Annotated in this window: 21 protein-coding genes; 10 read left to right on the top strand and 11 right to left on the bottom strand. The window is 41.1% G+C overall.

Going from position 1 to position 19030, the window contains the following annotated elements:
- The 7 genes from vicK to yjbM all read right to left on the bottom strand — a co-directional run bounded on the left by vicK (position 1) and on the right by yjbM (position 6752).
- Positions 1-1350, bottom strand: a complete 1350-nt coding sequence (vicK, locus tag M1G01_RS02400; RefSeq protein ID WP_000568720.1) for a cell wall metabolism sensor histidine kinase VicK — start codon at positions 1348-1350, stop codon at positions 1-3.
- On the bottom strand, positions 1343-2050 hold the full coding sequence (gene yycF, locus M1G01_RS02395) for a response regulator YycF (RefSeq protein WP_000722056.1): 708 nt from the start codon (positions 2048-2050) through the stop codon (positions 1343-1345). The genes vicK and yycF overlap by 8 nt, the downstream gene beginning before the upstream one ends.
- A 56-nt stretch (positions 2051-2106) precedes the next feature.
- Positions 2107-3285: an A/G-specific adenine glycosylase gene (mutY, locus tag M1G01_RS02390; protein WP_247931082.1), complete on the bottom strand. Its 1179-nt coding sequence runs from the start codon at positions 3283-3285 to the stop codon at positions 2107-2109.
- Positions 3286-3367: 82 nt separating this feature from the next.
- Positions 3368-4342: a phosphate acetyltransferase gene (gene pta, locus M1G01_RS02385; RefSeq protein ID WP_095726001.1), complete on the bottom strand. Its 975-nt coding sequence runs from the start codon at positions 4340-4342 to the stop codon at positions 3368-3370.
- 43 nt (positions 4343-4385) lie between these two features.
- Positions 4386-5282, bottom strand: a complete 897-nt coding sequence (locus M1G01_RS02380; protein ID WP_049479334.1) for an RluA family pseudouridine synthase — start codon at positions 5280-5282, stop codon at positions 4386-4388.
- Positions 5279-6097 (bottom strand): NAD kinase, encoded by an 819-nt coding sequence (locus M1G01_RS02375; RefSeq protein ID WP_000799063.1) that lies wholly within the window; start codon positions 6095-6097, stop codon positions 5279-5281. Before M1G01_RS02375 ends, M1G01_RS02380 begins: the two co-directional genes overlap by 4 nt.
- Entirely contained in the window at positions 6081-6752 is a 672-nt protein-coding gene (gene yjbM / locus M1G01_RS02370) for a GTP diphosphokinase (protein WP_000151556.1), read from the bottom strand. Before yjbM ends, M1G01_RS02375 begins: the two co-directional genes overlap by 17 nt.
- Before the next feature lie 128 nt (positions 6753-6880).
- Between yjbM and M1G01_RS02365 the strand changes: the two genes are divergently transcribed.
- From M1G01_RS02365 to M1G01_RS02335, 7 genes are all read left to right on the top strand, one after another.
- Positions 6881-7450: a CYTH domain-containing protein gene (locus M1G01_RS02365; protein ID WP_247931081.1), complete on the top strand. Its 570-nt coding sequence runs from the start codon at positions 6881-6883 to the stop codon at positions 7448-7450.
- A 111-nt stretch (positions 7451-7561) separates the two neighbouring features.
- Positions 7562-8521 (top strand): ribose-phosphate diphosphokinase, encoded by a 960-nt coding sequence (locus tag M1G01_RS02360; protein ID WP_001283843.1) that lies wholly within the window; start codon positions 7562-7564, stop codon positions 8519-8521.
- 9 nt (positions 8522-8530) lie between these two features.
- Positions 8531-9646, top strand: a complete 1116-nt coding sequence (locus M1G01_RS02355; RefSeq protein WP_049520348.1) for a cysteine desulfurase family protein — start codon at positions 8531-8533, stop codon at positions 9644-9646.
- 4 nt (positions 9647-9650) lie between these two features.
- Positions 9651-9998: a DUF1831 domain-containing protein gene (locus M1G01_RS02350; protein ID WP_049520349.1), complete on the top strand. Its 348-nt coding sequence runs from the start codon at positions 9651-9653 to the stop codon at positions 9996-9998.
- A gap of 6 nt (positions 9999-10004) precedes the next feature.
- The gene (locus M1G01_RS02345) at positions 10005-10220 is read left to right on the top strand and encodes a DUF4649 family protein (RefSeq protein WP_000286093.1); all 216 of its coding nucleotides are present in this window, start codon (positions 10005-10007) and stop codon (positions 10218-10220) included.
- 82 nt (positions 10221-10302) lie between these two features.
- Complete coding sequence (locus M1G01_RS02340; RefSeq protein WP_000653409.1) at positions 10303-10944, top strand: redox-sensing transcriptional repressor Rex; 642 nt, start codon at positions 10303-10305, stop codon at positions 10942-10944.
- 15 nt (positions 10945-10959) lie between these two features.
- Entirely contained in the window at positions 10960-11649 is a 690-nt protein-coding gene (locus M1G01_RS02335; RefSeq protein ID WP_000743311.1) for a gamma-glutamyl-gamma-aminobutyrate hydrolase family protein, read from the top strand.
- Here the strand turns inward: M1G01_RS02335 and radC are convergent.
- From radC to M1G01_RS02320, 3 genes are all read right to left on the bottom strand, one after another.
- Positions 11646-12326 carry a RadC family protein gene (gene radC / locus M1G01_RS02330; RefSeq protein WP_042902221.1) on the bottom strand — a complete coding sequence of 227 codons (681 nt, stop codon included), beginning with the start codon at positions 12324-12326 and terminating at the stop codon, positions 11646-11648. The two genes, M1G01_RS02335 and radC, sit on opposite strands and share 4 nt — an antisense overlap.
- 42 nt (positions 12327-12368) lie before the next feature.
- Positions 12369-14660, bottom strand: a complete 2292-nt coding sequence (gene pcrA, locus M1G01_RS02325) for a DNA helicase PcrA (RefSeq protein WP_247931080.1) — start codon at positions 14658-14660, stop codon at positions 12369-12371.
- A 202-nt stretch (positions 14661-14862) separates the two neighbouring features.
- On the bottom strand, positions 14863-16533 hold the full coding sequence (locus tag M1G01_RS02320; protein ID WP_247931079.1) for a formate--tetrahydrofolate ligase: 1671 nt from the start codon (positions 16531-16533) through the stop codon (positions 14863-14865).
- 228 nt (positions 16534-16761) lie between these two features.
- On the opposite strand from M1G01_RS02320, the gene coaB reads away from it, so the two are divergent.
- Genes coaB through M1G01_RS02305 form a run of 3 tightly spaced genes read left to right on the top strand, consistent with a single transcriptional unit; the run spans position 16762 to position 18561 of the window.
- Positions 16762-17451, top strand: coding sequence for a phosphopantothenate--cysteine ligase (coaB, locus tag M1G01_RS02315; protein WP_247931078.1), 690 nt, complete (start codon positions 16762-16764; stop codon positions 17449-17451).
- 11 nt (positions 17452-17462) lie between these two features.
- Positions 17463-18014 carry a phosphopantothenoylcysteine decarboxylase gene (gene coaC, locus M1G01_RS02310; protein ID WP_247931077.1) on the top strand — a complete coding sequence of 184 codons (552 nt, stop codon included), beginning with the start codon at positions 17463-17465 and terminating at the stop codon, positions 18012-18014.
- Positions 17998-18561: an ECF transporter S component gene (locus M1G01_RS02305; protein WP_247931076.1), complete on the top strand. Its 564-nt coding sequence runs from the start codon at positions 17998-18000 to the stop codon at positions 18559-18561. The genes coaC and M1G01_RS02305 overlap by 17 nt, the downstream gene beginning before the upstream one ends.
- Positions 18562-18671: 110 nt before the next feature.
- Here the strand turns inward: M1G01_RS02305 and M1G01_RS02300 are convergent, their stop codons facing one another.
- Positions 18672-18962, bottom strand: a complete 291-nt coding sequence (locus M1G01_RS02300; RefSeq protein WP_247931075.1) for a hypothetical protein — start codon at positions 18960-18962, stop codon at positions 18672-18674.
- Positions 18963-19030 lie beyond the last annotated feature (68 nt).

The raw sequence follows: 19030 nt of genomic DNA, 5'->3' as shown, positions 1-19030 counted from the left end.
CTAGTCTTCTATTTCGTCCTCCCATATTTCTTCTTTTACGGCATCCTTATCATAAGGGAGCACTATGGTAAAGGTTGAGCCCTTACCGTATTCACTTTTGGCCCATATAAAGCCATTGTGTTGTTTGATGATTTCTTTTGCGATCGCCAGACCTAGACCAGTTCCACCTTGAGCCCGGCTTCTTGCACGATCCACACGGTAGAAGCGGTCAAAAATCTTAGGCAAATCTTGCTTTGGAATACCTAGACCTTGGTCTTTGATGGATAAAATCATCTGGTCATCAGTAGTTTTCATGCTGACAGTGATTTTCCCACCATCTGGTGAGTACTTAATGGCATTGTTAAGAATATTATCAATCACCTGAGTCATCTTATCGGTATCAATCTCGATCCAAACTGAATTAATAGGGTAATCTCTGACAAGCTCATATTTTTTCTCGTCATCCTGGCTTCTCATCTTATCAAAGCGGTTGAGAATAAAGGTGATGAATGCTGTAAAATTAATCAATTCCACATCTAACTGAGTGGTCGCATTATCAATACGAGAGAGATGCAAGAGATCTGTCACCATCCGCATCATACGGTTGGTTTCATCGAGTGAAACCTTGATAAAATCAGGAGCAACAGGATCATACAGAGCTCCCTCGTCCAAGGCTTCAAGATAAGATTTAACACTGGTCAAAGGAGTTCGCAACTCGTGACTCACGTTCGAAACAAAGAGTCTTCGCTCACGCTCTTCCTTCTCCTGCTCGGTCGTATCATGTAAAACGGCAACCAAACCAGAGATGAAACCTGACTCACGACGAACCAGAGCAAAACGTACACGAAGGCTCAGGTATTCCCCATTCACATCCTGGGAGTCAATCGTCAACTCAGGAATCTGTGTAATTAGATCACGCAGCTCATACTCATCTTCTATCTTAAGCAATTCAAGGATGCTTTTATTCAGAACATCTTCTTTCTGCACACCGAGCTGTTTCTTGGCCATATCGTTGATCATAGTAATCTGGCCACGACGATTGGTCGCAAGAACGCCATCTGTCATGTAAGAAAGAATACTGTTCAATCGTTTACTCTCTTGTTCCAGATTTTCTTGGGTCAAACGAATAACTTCTGACAAATCGTTCAGATTATTGGTGATATTGGTGATTTCTGTACTTCCTTGCAAGTCCAAAACTTGAGAATAATCACCTGCAATCAAGTCCTTAACCTTTTGATTTATCTCCTTCAGACGGATATTATCCCGACGATTTTCCAGTAACAGCAAGGTCACCACCAGGATAAAGCCCAGTAAAATCAAGATAAAGATAAAATCGCTGGTCAGAATAGTTTGTCTAATATCTTCAATCATTATTTCTCATATAGTATCCAACACCACGACGTGTGAGAATGTACTCTGGACGACTTGGAGTATCTTCTATTTTCTCACGCAAGCGTCTAATGGTCACGTCCACAGTACGAACATCACCAAAATAGTCATAACCCCATACAGTCTCAAGCAAGTGTTCACGTGTAATCACTTGTCCAATATGAGATGCCAAGTGATACAAGAGTTCAAACTCACGGTGGGTTAAATCTAATTCCTCACCATATTTCTTCGCCACGTAAGCATCTGGAACGATTTCCAAATCACCAATTTGTAAAGGCTGCGTCTTCTTCTCATCAGACTCTTGGTTATCTACTGAAACTAGATCGGTACGACGAAGAAGGGCCTTAACACGAGCCTGCAACTCACGGTTTGAGAAAGGTTTTGTAACATAATCATCTGCACCTAACTCTAAACCAATAACCTTGTCAAACTCGCTATCCTTGGCTGAGAGCATGATGATAGGAACACTACTGGTCTTGCGAATGGCTTTGGCAACTTCTAAACCATCAATTTCAGGTAGCATCAAGTCGAGGATAATAATATCCGGTTGCTCTGCTTCAAATAGCTCGATTGCCTCACGACCATTGAAGGCTGTAACGACTTCATAACCTTCCTTGGCCATATTAAACTTAATAATATCTGAGATTGGTTTCTCATCATCTACAATTAATATTTTTTTCATTTTATCACCTTTTCTTTATCTATTATAACAAAAAAATGTAAAGAAGGCACAAATGGCTACTGTAAGCCTTCATCTTCAAGAGCTGTTTTATAAGCCTGCCAAATTTTTTGTTGAGGTTTCGCAAGTGGATAATCAGAAAACTCCTGAGGAGAAACCCAGCGAATTTCTCTGTCCGAAAACTGTTTTGTTTCTGTCACCTGACCAGCTAGGATTTGAATATGCCATTTCCGATGACTAAATACATGCTTGACTTGGTCAAATACTTGCTGGGACCAATTCACTTCTAAATCATAATCCTGCTCAAAGCTTTCTTGAGGGCTGGGTCCAAATGCTCTGCTTTCCTCTTTGACTTGAGAAAAGAGATCTAGCTGATCGTCATCACTTGAGAAATCATCAACTTCGATCAAGGGGAAGTGCCAAAAACCGGCTAGTAGTTTCTCGCTTTCATTTTTTTCAAGTAGATATTGACCACGGTCATTGCGTACAACCAAAGCCTTGAGATAAATTGGTAGGGGCTTTTTCTTGGGTTCTTTAATCGGATAACGACCCATGGTCCCATTCTGATAGGCTGCGCTAAAATCCTTAACAGGGCTTTCTTCTGGTCGAGGGTTAACTGGTGCCTCTATGTCAGAGCCTAAATCCATCAGAGCTTGATTAAAGTCTCCTGGCCGTTTCGGGTCAATCAAGATTTCCATCATAGCTTGGAAAATCTTTCGATTGCTGGGAACTCCGATATCATGATTAACCTCAAACAAGCGTGCCAAAACCCGCATGACATTGCCATCAACCGCTGGCTCAGGCAAATTAAAAGCGATACTGGAAATAGCTCCCGCAGTGTAAGGGCCAATCCCTTTTAAACTAGAAATTCCTTCATAGGTGTTTGGAAATTGACCCCCAAAGTCAGCCATAATCTGCTGGGCTGCAGCCTGCATATTGCGCACTCGAGAATAATAGCCTAATCCCTCCCAAGCCTTCAACAAACGCTCTTCAGGAGCATTGGCCAGACTTTCAACTGTTGGAAACCAGTCCAAGAATCGTTCGTAATATGGAATAACTGTATCCACCCTGGTCTGCTGCAGCATGATTTCAGATACCCAGATGTGATAAGGATTTTTACTTCTCCGCCAAGGTAGTTCTCGCTTGTTTTCATCATACCAATTAAGGAGTTTCTCACGAAAAGAAATGATCTTCTCCTCTGGCCACATGACGATACCGTATTCTTTCAAATCTAACATATATCTAGTATAACATAGAAGCTTCTAACTGTCCTTTTCTCAGTACTAAAAAGCCTCTTCCCATGGGAAAGAGGACTAAATCTTATTGATGAACTGCTTGAGCTGCTGTGATAAGGGTCAACTTGTACACATCATCTGCATTACATCCACGAGAAAGGTCATTAACAGGTTTGTTCAAACCTTGCAAAACAGGTCCTACAGCCGCAAAACCACCGAGACGTTCTGCCATCTTGTACCCAATATTTCCTGCTTCGATACCTGGGAAGACAAAGACATTTGCTTGACCAGCTACATTACTTCCTGGAGCTTTAAGAGCTGCAGTTTCAGGAACAAAGGCAGCGTCAAATTGCAATTCACCATCAATCTCAAGGTCAGGACGCAAGTCGTGAGCAATTTTAGTAGCTTCCACTACCTTATCAACACTTTCACCAAAGCCTGAACCTTTAGTAGAATAACTTAGCATAGCAATTTTAGGTTCAATACCAAACATCTTAGCTGTGATTGCTGAATTGATCGCAATTTCGGCCAAAGCTTCTGCATCTGGATTGATATTAATGGCACAGTCTCCAAATAGGTAACGTTCCGTACCACGTACCATGAGGAAGGCACCTGAAGTACGAGTTACATTTGGACGAGTTTTAATGATTTGTAGGGCTGGGCGAACTGTTGAGGCAGTTGAGTGAATCGCACCAGATACCATACCGTCAACCAAGCCCAAGTAGACTAGCATCACACCAAAGTAGTTGACATCTTCAACCAAAACTTTGCGCGCATCTTCTTCAGTCATTTTGCCCTTACGACGCTCTACTAAAGCGGCAACCATTTCTTCGAATTGAGGATAGTGTTGGGGATCAATTACTTCATAACCATCCATGATCCCTTCGATTTCGAGATAAATTTTAATTTTTTCAGGGTTTCCGAGCAAAACAGGAATTACTTCTGTTTCTTTTACCAAGCGTTTTGTTGCTTGAAGAATACGTGGCTCTTCCCCTTCAGGGAGAACGATACGAGCATTTTTGCCAACCAGGTTGGCTTTGAGACTTTCAAAAACTTCCATGAGTTTTCTCCTTTAAGAAAATAAATTATACTCCAAATAGATTTTAAAGAGTATTAGTTGATAACTGAGTAATAAGATTGCTGAAATCATCCGGTAAGGGGCTTTCTAGTTGCAAATCTTGCTCTAGAAAGGGATGATAAAAAGATAAATAATGACAATGCAAGGCCTGGCGTTGAATCCCATCGTCTAGGCCGCCTCCATAGAGATCGTCTCCCAACAAAGGAAAACCAATATGAGAAAAATGCACTCGGATTTGGTGGGTTCGCCCAGTATGCAGGCGAATATCAACTAGGTGAATATTTCCATAGGACGCTACAACTTTGTAAGACGTATGAGCGTATTTCCCACCTTTGGCAACCCGTCTCGTGATAATAGAATCTTCATCACGCGCAATCGGGGCAATAATCTCCCCCTCTGGCTCCAAGTCACCATCTCCTTTAACAAGTGCAAAATACCTTTTTTCGATAGACTTTCGTTGCAGTTGCTTGTCTAATCGTGCATGAGCATAACCGTGCTTGGCAAAGAGCATCAAACCAGATGTATCTCTATCAAGCCTAGTCACGATGTGAACTTGCTGGTTTTCATATTCTTGCTTAACATAGTAGCCCTTGATAAAATTAGCAATGGTATTGGAATGATTGACACTGGGGATGGAAGCTACTCCATAAGGTTTATTCAAAACCAGAAAATGGTCATCCTCATAGAGAACATCCAGTGGACGCTCAATTGCTTCAAGACTCTCAAACCCTTCCTCCGCTGGAATGTCAATAGTTACCCTGTCTCCAATATCTAAGAGATAAGTCGCATTTTGTGGTTGGTCATTGACCAGAATAGCCCCGCCTCGAAACTTAATCTTAGCCAAAAGTCCCTTAGAAACCTCATGTTTCTTGAGGAAAGTTTTAACTTTGACGTGCTCATCTGCGGTAAATTCGAACCTCATTCATCCACCTCGCCGATGAAGGCATCTTTGACACGATTCCAGAAACTAGTATGACTTGGTGTCGCTACGAAGTGAATCTTGTGATGGTCGATTTGATACTCAATCCGTTCGATATTACGGAATGAATAGACGCTGTTATCGACTGATATCGTGTGATAATCATTGCGTGTCGGCAAGAGTTCAATCTTATCCTTTTTGGGAATAATGATCGATGATCCCAAAGTGCGATAGACTCGGTTGTTAAGACTCGCTATTTCCGTCAACTGCAAGGCTTCAATGGTAGGATGCAAGACAGCTCCACCCAGGGACTTGTTGTAGGCAGTACTACCCGTCGGAGTTGAAACAGTCACTCCATCTCCACGAAATCTCTCGAACGGAACATGGTTAATGATGATATCTGCCACCATGGTGCGGTCTGATCGACGGATACTCGCTTCATTTAAGGCTCGGAAGATTTTCACTTCTCCATTTTCAAGCGTTACCTTGACATTCAAAACAGGATAAGAAACCTTGGCACCAGTATCGAGTAGGAGATTGGTCACCAACTGATCCAACTCAAAATCACGATAATCTGTGTAAAATCCCAAATGCCCTGTATGAACACCTACAAATCGAACCTTGTCTAACTGATTCTCATACTTGTGGAAAGCGGACAAAAGCATCCCGTCACCACCAATCGAAATGACGATGTCAGGATTGGTATCGTTCAGTATAAAATGTTGTTTCTTTAGTTTTTCCCTCAGCTCATGCAAAACCTTCTGGCTTTGTGGTTTTCTATTTGCTATGAGGTCAACTCGTTTACCTGTATTCTTCATCTGTATCGTCACTATTTCCTACACCGTCATTTAATTTTCTGCTCAATGGATCAAAGAGAGCCTGCGCTTCCTGGATGTCATCTCGAATCTTACCCATTTCTTCATCCAGTTGATGAGCTATTTTCGCTGTAATTTCCAATCTTGTCCTGATTTCTTCTGGAAAATCGCCCTGATATTTATAATTGAGCGAGTGTTCAATGGTCGCCCAAAAGTTCATAGCCAAAGTCCGTATTTGAATCTCGGCGAGGATGGTCTTAGCCCCATTTATCGTATCTACAGTATATTCGACAACCACGTGATAAGAACGATAACCCGAAGCCTTACGATGAGTGATATAATCTCGTTCCTGAACGACTCTCATATCTTGGCGTTTACGTAGAATCTCAACTACTTCTTTAACGTCATCAACGAACTGAACCATGACACGTAAACCAGCAATGTCTTGCAGATCATGTTCCAGACTTGCATATGTAATTCCTCGACGAGCCATTTTTTCTTTGATACTTTCAATCGGTTTTACCCGACCCGTTACAAACTCAATCGGAGAATGCTTGTTTTGCTTACGATACTGTTTGCGAATTCCCCGAAGTTTAATCTTCAATTCACCAACAGCCTGAATGTAAGGATCTAAAAATTCTTCCCATTCTATGGTCATACTTTCTCCCTTGTAATGTTTGATTGCTCTGTCGAAAATCTTTGATTTTTTCAGTACATTCGTATACAATAAATACATTGTCCATTATACCATAAATCGCTTTCAAAGATATAGAAAAGGTTGAAAAAATGAAACATTTAGAAATAGAATTGAAAACACTTCTGAAAAAAGAGGAATATGATCATCTAAAAAAACAGTTTTCCCATATCCAACCCGTCTTTCAGAAAAACTACTACATTGACACACCAGATTTCCAATTGCGTGAAAAGAAGGTTGCCATGCGCATTCGCACCTTTTCAGATTGGGCGGAATTGACCTTAAAAGTACCTCAAACTGTAGGGAATATGGAATACAACCAGAAACTAACTCTTCCAGAAGCTGAATCGTACCTAGAAAAACAAAAACTACCTCCAGGGCTCGTTCTAGAGAAACTCGCTAAGATTGGCATCGAAAGCCATGACTGGCTTGTTCTAGGCTGCCTTTCCACTCTACGTTATGAAATGAAAACTGAGATTGGCTTAATGGCCTTAGATGAAAGTCACTACTTTGACCAGACGGACTATGAACTCGAGCTTGAAGTCACCGACCATGAAAAAGGGAAAGCTGATTTTAAGAGATTTTTAGATGAAAATCAGATAACCTATCAGAAAGCTCCTTCAAAATTAATTCGTTTTATTAAAAGCATGAAAAAAAGCTGAAATAATCTCCTTTTTTTGGTAAAATAGAAAAGATAAAAATAAAAGAATCTGGCTTTGAAAAACAAAACTTTCTCAAAGAAGATTCACAAAGTTTACAGAGGACGGTCTATAATGTCAGATAGAAACAACATGAAACTTTTCACCCTAAACTCTAACCATGAAATCGCTCAAAAGATTGCGGATACAGTTGGTGTACCTCTCGGGAAATTATCCTCTCGACAATTTTCTGACGGCGAAATCCAGGTCAACATTGAAGAAAGTGTCCGTGGTTACGACGTCTACATCATCCAGTCAACCAGCTACCCTGTTAGCAACCACTTGATGGAGTTGTTGATCATGGTTGACGCTTGTGTACGTGCAAGTGCTCATAGTATCAACGTTGTCCTCCCTTACTTTGGTTATGCGCGTCAGGATCGTATCGCTTCTTCTCGCGAACCCCTCACTGCAAAACTAGTTGCCAATATGCTTGTCAAAGCTGGTGTAAGCCGTGTTCTAACGCTGGACCTCCACGCTGTTCAGGTCCAAGGTTTCTTTGATATTCCTGTAGATAATCTTTATACTGTTCCTCTATTTGCTAAGCACTACTGTGATAAAGGACTTCTTGGCTCTGATGTTGTTGTTGTCAGTCCAAAGAACTCTGGTGTTAAACGTGCACGTAGTTTGGCTGAATACCTTGATGCTCCTATCGCTATCATTGACTACGCCCAAGACGATTCTGATCGTAACGAAGGCTATATCATTGGGGATGTTGAAGGCAAGAAGGCTATCTTGATTGACGATATCCTAAATACTGGTCGTACTTTCTCTGAAGCAGCCAAAATCGTTGAACGTGAAGGCGCAACTGAGATTTATGCAGTATCTAGTCACGGTTTATTTGTTGAAGGGGCAGCAGATCTTCTTGATGCTACAAACATCAAGGAAATCCTTGTGACAGACTCCGTAGCGACCAAAGAAAGAACTCCAGAAAATGTATGTTACATTACTGCTAGCGAATTAATCGGAGATGCTATCGTCCGCATCCATGAAAGAAAACCAGTCAGCCCACTCTTTGCTTACAACAAAAAGAAATAAGGTGATTCTTTGATTTATTTGGACAATGCTGCAACGACTCCTATGTCTGCAGTAGCTATTGCAGAAATGACCAAGGTCATGCAAGAAACTCATGGTAATCCTTCTAGTATTCATGGTCATGGTCGGCAGGCTGGTAAACTCTTACGAGAGGCTCGTCAGGACTTAGCCCACTTACTAGGAACCAAACCTCAACATATCTTTTTCACATCTGGCGGTACAGAAAGTAACAATACAGCCATTATCGGCTATTGCCTACGTCATCAAAATCGTGGAAAACATATCATCACAACAGCTATCGAACACCATTCTATACTTGAGACTGTCGATTACCTGGTGCAACATTTTGGCTTTGAAGTGACCATCATCCAACCAGTAAATCAAGAGATAACTGCTCAGCAAATTCAAGAAGCCTTACGTGACGATACCATTCTCGTTTCCACCATGTACGCTAACAATGAAACTGGAAGTCTCTTACCTATCGCTGAGATTGGACATATTTTAAAAGACCATCCTGCTGCTTATCATATAGATGCTGTTCAAGCTATCGGAAAAATTCCTATCCATCCCGAGGAATTGGGAATTGATTTCCTCAGCGCTTCTGCCCACAAATTCCATGGACCAAAAGGAGTCGGATTTCTTTACGCATCGACTGGAGACTTTGATTCCTACCTTCACGGTGGAGACCAAGAACAAAAGAAACGGGCTGGAACAGAAAATCTCGCTGCCATTGTAGGCATGGTCGCTGCTCTCAAAGAGGATTTAAATGACCAAGTTGAGCATTACCAAAAACTAAGCGCACTCAAAGCTACTTTTTTAGAAGAAATTGCAGGTCTCGACTACTATCTCAATGAAAGCAACCACCAACTTCCTTATGTTGTCAACATTGGCTTTCCTGGTCAAAAAAATGATTTGCTCTTGCTTCGGTTAGACCTGGAAGGAATTTCAATTTCTACCGGTTCAGCTTGTACTGCTGGTATTGTGCAAACCAGTCATGTTCTTGAAGCATTTTATGGGTCTGATTCGCATCGTTTAACAGAATCTGTCCGTATCAGTCTCTCTCCTCTTAATACCGAAGAAGAACTGAAACAACTCGCACAAACCTTAAAAAATATTATTGGAGATTAATCTAATGGCATTCGAAAAAACCATTAAACTACAAAACTGCCGCTACGACTACACACTTAGCCCAACTGTCAAAAAGTTCACACTGAAAGATAATACTTTCTTTGAAACAAAAGTTGGAAACTTTGAACTGACTCGTCTGCTTGAGAAAGTACCCAACAGTGGTGAAGGTTTCAACCTAAAAATCATCATCAACAAAGACCTTACAGGTGCTAAACTCAACATTACTGACAAGTCAGGTCTTCGTTTGGTGAATATCTTTAAATCAGAAAACCACCACATTCATCAGGAAAAATTCTACTTCCTCATGGACAGTTTAGTAGAACGCGGTATCTTCACTAAAGAAGAAAGATAATTGACTATGTATCGACTTACCTATCAAGATAACTATCACGTAGAACGTACACTTGAATATAAGGATTACGAAGAGCTCATGTTATCTCTATCAGGCTGTGTGACCCTACCTGATACTCTCCTAATCAGCTCCTTAACGCTGAATGATAAGGTGATTTATCAAGGATTGGTTGGCGATCTCTACCGTTTTCTATCACAAGCTCATTTTTCAGATAAAAACTAAGAAATTTCTTAGTTTTTTCTTGTTTTTGTTGATTTTTTCACAATGTTTCTATAAAATAGAAGAATAGAAAGGTTGTGATTTTGTGAAAGATAAACAGTCTGCTATTCCAAAAGCAACAGCAAAAAGACTCTCACTTTACTATCGAATTTTCAAGAGATTTCATGCAGAAAAAATCGAACGTGCCAACTCCAAGCAAATTGCAGAGGCTATCGGAATCGATTCTGCGACCGTTCGTCGGGATTTTTCCTATTTTGGTGAACTAGGTCGTCGTGGTTTTGGTTACGATGTCAAAAAATTGATGAATTTTTTTGCTGATCTCCTAAATGATAACTCAATTACAAATGTTATGTTGGTTGGGATTGGAAATATGGGCCATGCCCTTCTCCACTACCGCTTCCACGAGCGTAACAAGATGAAAATTATCATGGCCTTTGACCTAGATGACCATCCAGAAGTTGGAAGCCAAACACCTGATGGAATTCCAATCTATGGTATCTCACAGATTAAAGAAAAAATCAAAGAAGCAGATGTCAAAACTGCTATCCTAACAGTTCCAAGTGTTAAATCACAAGAAGTTGCCAATCTTTTGGTCGATGCTGGTATAAAAGGTATTCTCAGCTTTTCCCCTGTTCACCTTCACCTCCCAAAAGATGTGGTTGTTCAGTATGTCGATTTGACAAGTGAACTCCAAACCCTCCTCTATTTTATGCGTAAAGAGGATTAGAAAGCGAAAGCATTTATGAAAAAACCAGTTATTGGGATTACAGGAAATGAAAAAGCTCATCCAGATGATGACATCATGATGAGCTATGCAGCAAAAGGCTTTGTTGAAGGAGTCAAGGACGCTGGCGGAATTCCAATCATCCTACCGATTGGTGATCAAGAAATGGCTGCCTATTACATCAGTATCATTGATAAGCTCATCCTAACGGGGGGGCAAAATGTTGATCCAAAATACTATGGTGAACCAAAAGCTATTGATAGTGATGACTACCATCTTCAAAGAGATATTTTTGAACTAGCACTTATCAAAGAAGCGATTAAGCAAAAGAAACCAATTTTCTCTGTTTGTAGGGGTACTCAACTTTTCAATGTCGCTATGGGAGGCACGCTACACCAAGATATCGAGGATCATTGGCAGGACTGTTCAGCCGAATACACGACCCAACGCCTCGTAACGGAACCTGATACCATTCTACGAGAAATCTATGGAGAAATCTCTCACATCAACTCCTTCCATCACCAGAGTATTAAAGATCTAGCTTCAAATCTTAAGGTTGTAGCACATGATCCTAAAGATGGAATTATCGAGGCTGTGACAACTACGGACGGCTTTCCTTATCTTGGTGTTCAATGGCATCCTGAATTTCTCTTTGAAAACCGCCCCAAAGATAAAACGCTATTTGACTATGTTGTTAATGAACTCTAAATCAAATCCGTCTTTTCACGGTAACTAAAGTAATCCGAGTGCGAGACAATCAGATGGTCCAAGAAAACAATTCCCATCAGTTCGCAGGCTTCCTTGACTAGTTTAGTGACATGGTTGTCGTTTCGACTAGGAGATACTGCACCAGATGGATGATTGTGAACGAGAATCACTGAGGTAGCCATATGCTTGAGGGCATAGTGAAGAATTTCCCTCGGTTCAGCAATGCTGCGTGTCGCAGATCCGATAAAAATAGTTTGCTGATGAATGATTTGATTTTGAGTATTGAGATAGAGCGCCACTAGGTGCTCTTGTTTTTTGTCGCCAAGTTCCTGTTGCATTTTCTTGGCTAGCTTTTGACTGCTGAGAATACTTTCCATCTCAAGGGTTTCATGTTTGTGAATACGATGCCCCAGTTCAATCACTGCTTGTAGTTCAATGGCTTTTATTCGCCCTATACCAGACAGACTCTGCAATTCCTGCAGGGTCATTTTTTTCAAATCAGTTAGACTGTTAAGACTATTCAAGACTTTTTGGGCAATTTCAAAGACATTGGCCTGACGTGTTCCTGTTCTGAGCAGAATTGCTAGCAATTCTTGATTGCTTAGAGCCTCTACTCCTTCTTTAACTAGTCTTTCTCTAGGCAAGAGTGAATCTTCTTGGAATGAAATACTGTACATAAAAATCCTCCTCACTTTATTATTCGTGAGAAGGATAGAAAATTAGATTTTTTTCTCAATTGGGGCAACACTGGCAAGGAGTTTTTTCAGCCCTACTTCTGGGAAATTGATTTTTAGTTCCTGAGTATCACCGCTACCAGAGACTTCCAGAACAGTACCCTCTCCCCATTTCTTGTGAAGGGCAATATCCCCAATAGACCAGTTGGTATCGCCTGAATCTTTTTTATTTCCGGATGTAAACTGTCCAAACGGAAGACCACTTGACTCGATAGAGCTTGGTGCAGCATTGCGCTTCCGTTCTTGCAGGGCCTGAGCTAGGCTCATACCTTGACCAAAGGCCACTCCACCACTGCTATAAGAGGCTTTAAAGCTAGTATTTGCTGGACGGGCCAAACCTTGATACTCGAGCAAGTCCGAACTAATTTCATTGATAAAACGAGTTGGACGGTTATAATTTGTACGACCGAAAAGCAAGCGTGAGTTGGCATTGGTCAGATAGAGGATCTTTTCTGCTCGTGTGATACCGACATAGGCCAAACGGCGTTCCTCTTCTAGCTCATCTGGATCTTCAGCTGCGCGACTAAGCGGAAAGACATTCTCCTCCATCCCAATGATAAAGACAACTGGGAACTCAAGTCCCTTAGCTGCATGGAGGGTCATCAAGGTCACTTCTGATGTCTCCTGACTGCCTGAATCTGTGTCTGCAATCAAAGCCAAGTCATTCAAGAAACGACTGAGTTTATCTAAACCTGTTTCCTCTTCTTGACTATCAGGATTGTCATCAAAGTTCTTGGTAACAGAAAGGAATTCCTCGATATTTTCAACCCTTGCCTTGCTTTCCAAGGTTGCCTGAGCATTGAGAATATCGATATAACCAGTTTTTTCTAGAACAGCCTCCACCAGCTCGGTTATGGTTAATTGATCCAATTGCTCCCGCAAATCCAGAATCATATTGGCAAAATCCCAGATAGACTGGGCTGCCTTTCCTTTGATACCTGACAACATAATATTGGCTGAAGCATCCAGCATAGACATGTCTTGCATATTCGCAAAGTCGCGAATTTTCTCAACGGTTCCTGGGCCAATTCCGCGTTTTGGTTCGTTAATAATGCGCTCAAAACTGATATTGTCACTCAGATTGGCAATGAGATTAAGATAGGCGATAATATCACGGATTTCCTTACGACTGTAGAACTTGGTTCCGCCAACCATAGTATAAGGAATATTGGACTTGAGCAGGGCTTCCTCAATAGTACGGGATTGAGCATTAGTCCGATAAAGAACTGCAAAATCCTTATGAAGGAAGTTTTGACTACGACCAAGTTCGTCGATGGTTTTGGCTACAAAAACAGCCTCATCCTGTTCGTCATTTGCGCGATAGTAAATAATCTGCTCCCCATCAGCATTCTGAGTCCAGAGATTCTTAGGACGACGATTTTTATTGTTTTTGATGACGTCATTGGCAGCTTGGAGAATGGTTTTGGTTGAACGGTAATTTTCTTCTAGCAAAACTACCTTGGCTTGAGGATAATCTTTCTCGAAATCCAAGATATTCTGCATATCAGCCCCACGCCAACCGTAGATAGACTGGTCCGCATCACCGACCACGCAGATATTTTTAAAGCGTGAAGCCAAGAGTTTGACCAGTTGGTACTGGGCATGGTTGGTATCTTGGTACTCATCAACGTGAATGTACTGGAACTTCTGCTGGTAGTAGGTCAAGACATCAGGATTTTGATCAAAGAGACGCAAGGTCAGCATAATCAAATCATCAAAGTCAACGGACTCAGACTGACGAAGCTCCTTCTGATAGGCTGTATAGCATTGAGCTACGATTTGCGTGTACATATCGCCAGCTTGAGCAGCATATGCGACATCATCAATCAGGTCATTCTTAGCATTGGAAATGGTTCCCAAAATAGTCCGTTCATTCCATTTTTTAGGATCCAAGTTCAACTGCTTGAGAATGCGTTTCATGAGAGTTCGTTGCTCACCTGGATCTACAATGGTGAAGTTCCGATTGTAGCCAATATGATCCGCATCGCGACGTAGAATACGAACACACATGGAGTGAAATGTCGCAATCAGGCAGTCCTGGGTTGCTGGATTAAGTCCGTAAGCACGCTCCTTCATCTCACGCGCCGCCTTATTGGTAAAGGTAATGGCCAAGATATTCCAAGGATTGACCATCTTTTCATCAATCAAATAAGCAATACGGTGGGTCAAAACTCGGGTCTTCCCAGAACCAGCCCCCGCCATGATTAACAAGGGGTCTTCTGTCGTTTGTACCGCCTCTGCCTGACGGTCATTCATTCCATTCAATAATGCGTTCATCTTCTCTTCCTTACTCTTGAAGTCAATGTTTCTATTATATCAGAAATCAGGTAAAATAGAAACTTTATAGAGAACACTTTGACAAGTAAAATTTTCATCAGTGCTTACAAAAAATGTATTTTTCAAATGAAGAAGAGGTTATTCTTTGACAGGAAAAAGAGCTTGGATAGCATTTCCAAACTCTTTTAATATCATCTAAATCTTAGAACAAGCCTAAAACGGTTCCGTCACTTTCAACATCCATATTGAGAGCTGCAGGTCGTTTTGGAAGTCCTGGCATGGTCATGACATCACCAGTTAGGGCAACGATGAAGCCTGCACCTAATTTTGGTACCAATTCACGAATGGTAATTTCAAAGTTTTCTGGTGCTCCAAGTGCATTTGGATTATCAGAGAAACTGTACTGAGTTTTCGCCATACAGATTGGCAATTTGTCCCAACCGTTTTGAACGATTTGGGCAATTTGCGTTTGAGCTTTCTTCTCAAAGTTCACTTTGCTACCACGGTAGATTTCAGTAACAATCTTTTCAATCTTTTCTTGGACAGAAAGGTCATTGTCATAAAGACGTGTGTAGTTAGCTGGATTTTCTGAGATTGTATTGACAAGTGTTTCGGCAAGTGCTACGCCTCCTTCTGCGCCATCAGCCCAGACACTAGCCAACTCAACTGGCACATTGATAGAAGCACAAAGTTCCTTCAAGGCTGCGATTTCAGCCTCTGTATCAGAAACAAATTCATTAATCGCAACAACTGCTGGAATACCAAACTTACGGATGTTCTCAACGTGGCGTTTCAAGTTAGCAAAACCTGAACGAACTGCTTCTACATTTTCCTCTGTCAAAGCGTCCTTAGCTACACCACCATTCATCTTAAGGGCACGAAGGGTTGCGACGATGACTACTGCATCTGGAGAAGTTGGCAAGTTTGGTGTCTTAATGTCAAGGAATTTCTCAGCACCAAGGTCTGCACCAAAACCAGCTTCAGTAACAGTATAATCAGCCAAGCGAAGGGCTGTGCTTGTTGCCAAAACTGAGTTGCATCCATGAGCGATATTGGCAAATGGACCACCATGTACAAAGGCAGGTGTACCGTAAATTGTCTGAACCAAGTTTGGCTTAATAGCATCTTTCAAAATCAATGCTAAAGCACCCTCAACCTGTAAATCACCTACAGAAACAGGTGTACGATCATAGCGATAACCGATAACGATATTCGCCAAACGGCGTTTCAAGTCCTCAATGTCCGTTGCCAAGCAAAGAATGGCCATAATTTCAGAAGCGACGGTAATATCGAAACCATCCTCACGTGGAATACCATTTAGAGGACCACCAAGGCCAACAGTCACATGACGAAGAGCACGGTCATTCAAGTCCACAACACGTTTCCAGAGGATACGACGTTGGTCAATACCCAACTCATTCCCTTGGTGCAAGTGGTTGTCAATCATAGCAGAAAGAGCATTGTTAGCAGTTGTAATGGCATGCATATCCCCGGTAAAGTGAAGGTTGATGTCCTCCATTGGCAACACTTGGGCATAACCACCACCGGCTGCACCACCCTTAATCCCCATGACTGGGCCAAGAGACGGTTCGCGAATAGCAATCATGGTTTTCTTACCAATCTTGTTCAAGGCGTCTGCCAGACCAATGGTAATAGTTGATTTCCCTTCACCTGCTGGTGTTGGATTGATGGCAGTAACCAAGATCAATTTCCCAACTGGATTGCTCTCAACTGCACGAATTTTATCAAAGCTGAGCTTAGCCTTGTACTTCCCGTACAATTCCAAATCGTCGTAAGAAATACCAAGTTTCTCAACAACATCAACGATTGGCTTTAACTCAATGCTCTGTGCGATTTCAATATCTGTTTTCATTCAAAACTCCTCTAACCTCTAATATGATAACTCATTATAACACAAAAAAAGATTTTTAACACCCATAAACTCTCTAAACGTTCGTAAATATCATTGTTTTAAAGATTTTTAGGGCTCTTTTGAAAATTTTATATGGCTTTATAGTTATAAACTATAGTGTAGCTTCGTTTTTCTAAAAATTTATCGCTTTCATTTTACTTACTGTTTATTTTTGTGTACAATAGTCCTATGAAAATTTTAGTTACGTCAGGCGGCACAAGTGAAGCAATCGATAGCGTCCGCTCTATCACGAATCACTCGACTGGTCGCTTGGGGAAAGTTATCACCGAAGCCCTACTTGTTGCTGGTCATGAGGTTTGTCTAATTACTACTCCTAGTGCTCTTAAGCCAGAACCTCATCCCCATCTAACCATTCTAGAAATCAAAAATACGAATGATCTTCTTTTAGAAATGAAAGAGTATGTTCAAGATTATCAAGTCTTGATTCATTCGATGGCAGTTTCTGACTACACTCCTGTTTATATGACTGGACTAGATGAAGTTAAGACGAGTTCTAATCTGGAAGAATTTTTAAGCAAGCAGAATCATCAGACTAAGATTTCTTCAACTGATGAATTTCAGGTTTTATTCCTGAAAAAAACACCCAAAATCGTCTCTCTAGTCAAGGAATGGAATCCAGCTATTCATCTGATTGGCTTTAAACTACTTGTTGATGTCTCTGAAGAATATCTCATAGAAATTGCTAGACAGAGTCTTATCAAGAACCAAGCAGACTTAATCATCGCAAATGACCTGACTCAAATCTCGGCAAATCAGCATCATGCAATCTTTGTTGAAAAAGAGCAACTCCAAACCGTTCAAACCAAAGAAGAAATCGCAAATCTCCTTCTTGAAAAAATTCAAGCATACGATTCATAGAAAGGAAAGCCATGGCAAATATCCTCATCGCAGTGACAGGTTCCATTGCCTCCTATAAAGCAGCTGACCTCGTCAGTTCCTTGAAGAAACAAGGCCATCATGTCACTGTCTTAATGACTCAAGCTGCTACAGAGTTTATCCAACCGTTGACACTACAGGTCCTCTCTCAAAATCCTGTCCACCTTGATGTCATGAAGGAACCCTATCCTAATCAAGTCAATCATATCGAACTAGGCAAAAGGACTGACCTTTTTATCGTCATTCCCGCTACTGCTAATACCATTGCAAAACTTGCGCACGGTTTTGCGGACAACATGGTGACAAGCACAGCACTTGCCTTGCCAGAACATGTCAAAAAGTTAGTCGCACCAGCCATGAATACAAAAATGTATGACCATCCGGCAACTCAGGCTAATCTAAAAACATTAGAGACCTATGGTTATCAGATTATCTCTCCAAAGGAATCTCTACTAGCCTGTGGCGATCACGGCAAAGGCGCCCTAGCTGACCTGAATATTATTTTAGAAAGAATAAAGGAAACCCTCGATGAACAAACGCTCTAACATTGCACCCATTGCTATCTTTTTTGCAGTTATGCTCGTTATCCACTTTTTGAGCTCTCTCCTATTTAATCTTTTCCCATTTCCAATTAAACCAACTATCGTTCATATTCCAGTCATTATTGCTAGTATCATCTATGGTCCTCGCGTTGGAGTTACACTTGGTTTTTTGATGGGACTATTGAGCTTAACGGTAAACACGATTACCATCCTTCCAACAAGCTACCTCTTCTCACCATTCGTGCCGAACGGAAACATCTATTCTGCGATTATCGCTATTGTTCCTCGCATTTTGATTGGTCTGACACCTTACTTGGTTTATAAATTATTAAAAAACAGAACAGGTCTCATCTTTGCTGGTGCTCTCGGTTCCCTTACCAACACCGTCTTTGTCCTTGGGGGAATCTTCTTCCTTTTTGGAAGTGTCTTTGATGGAAATATCCAAAAACTCCTGGCAACCGTTATTTCTACAAACTCAATTGCCGAGCTTGTCATCTCTGCCATTCTAACAGTAGCAATTGTTCCCCGTCTCGAAACTTTGAAGAAATAAAAAATCAACTCCACTTTCATCCTGAAGGTGGAGTTTAGCATTTAAAACATAAGAAACATCAATAGAATGTGAAAGCCAAAGCGCAGGAGTTGATACGAAAGAGGTGTAGGTTACTGGTTTTTCTGGCTATCCAAATATAGAGTTAGTGATAGAAAAACCAAACCAAATGCAATCACCAATCTGACGAAATAAGCAATTTCCAGTATTGCTGCCATCAAAAGAAAACCTAATAAAGGAAGGCTAAAAAGTGAAACAGCCAGGCCACTTGCTAATAGAGAGAGTATCGAAAGGACTAATAAACTATAAACTAGGAAACGAGTCCAACCTGAGACTACTTTCCCTTCACTTTTCTGTTTTGACATCATCACGATTACCACGATTAGGTAAACAAAAAGTATCATCACAATTTCTCCTCAGTTCCTATTATTCTTTACCACATTTTAACCAAATATTCCTGAAAAATCAATAA

This window comes from Streptococcus oralis (genome assembly GCF_023110055.1).
In the GTDB taxonomy this organism is placed as follows: Bacteria; Bacillota; Bacilli; order Lactobacillales; family Streptococcaceae; genus Streptococcus; species Streptococcus oralis_BY.
This window is presented reverse-complemented; position numbering and strand designations above follow the sequence as displayed.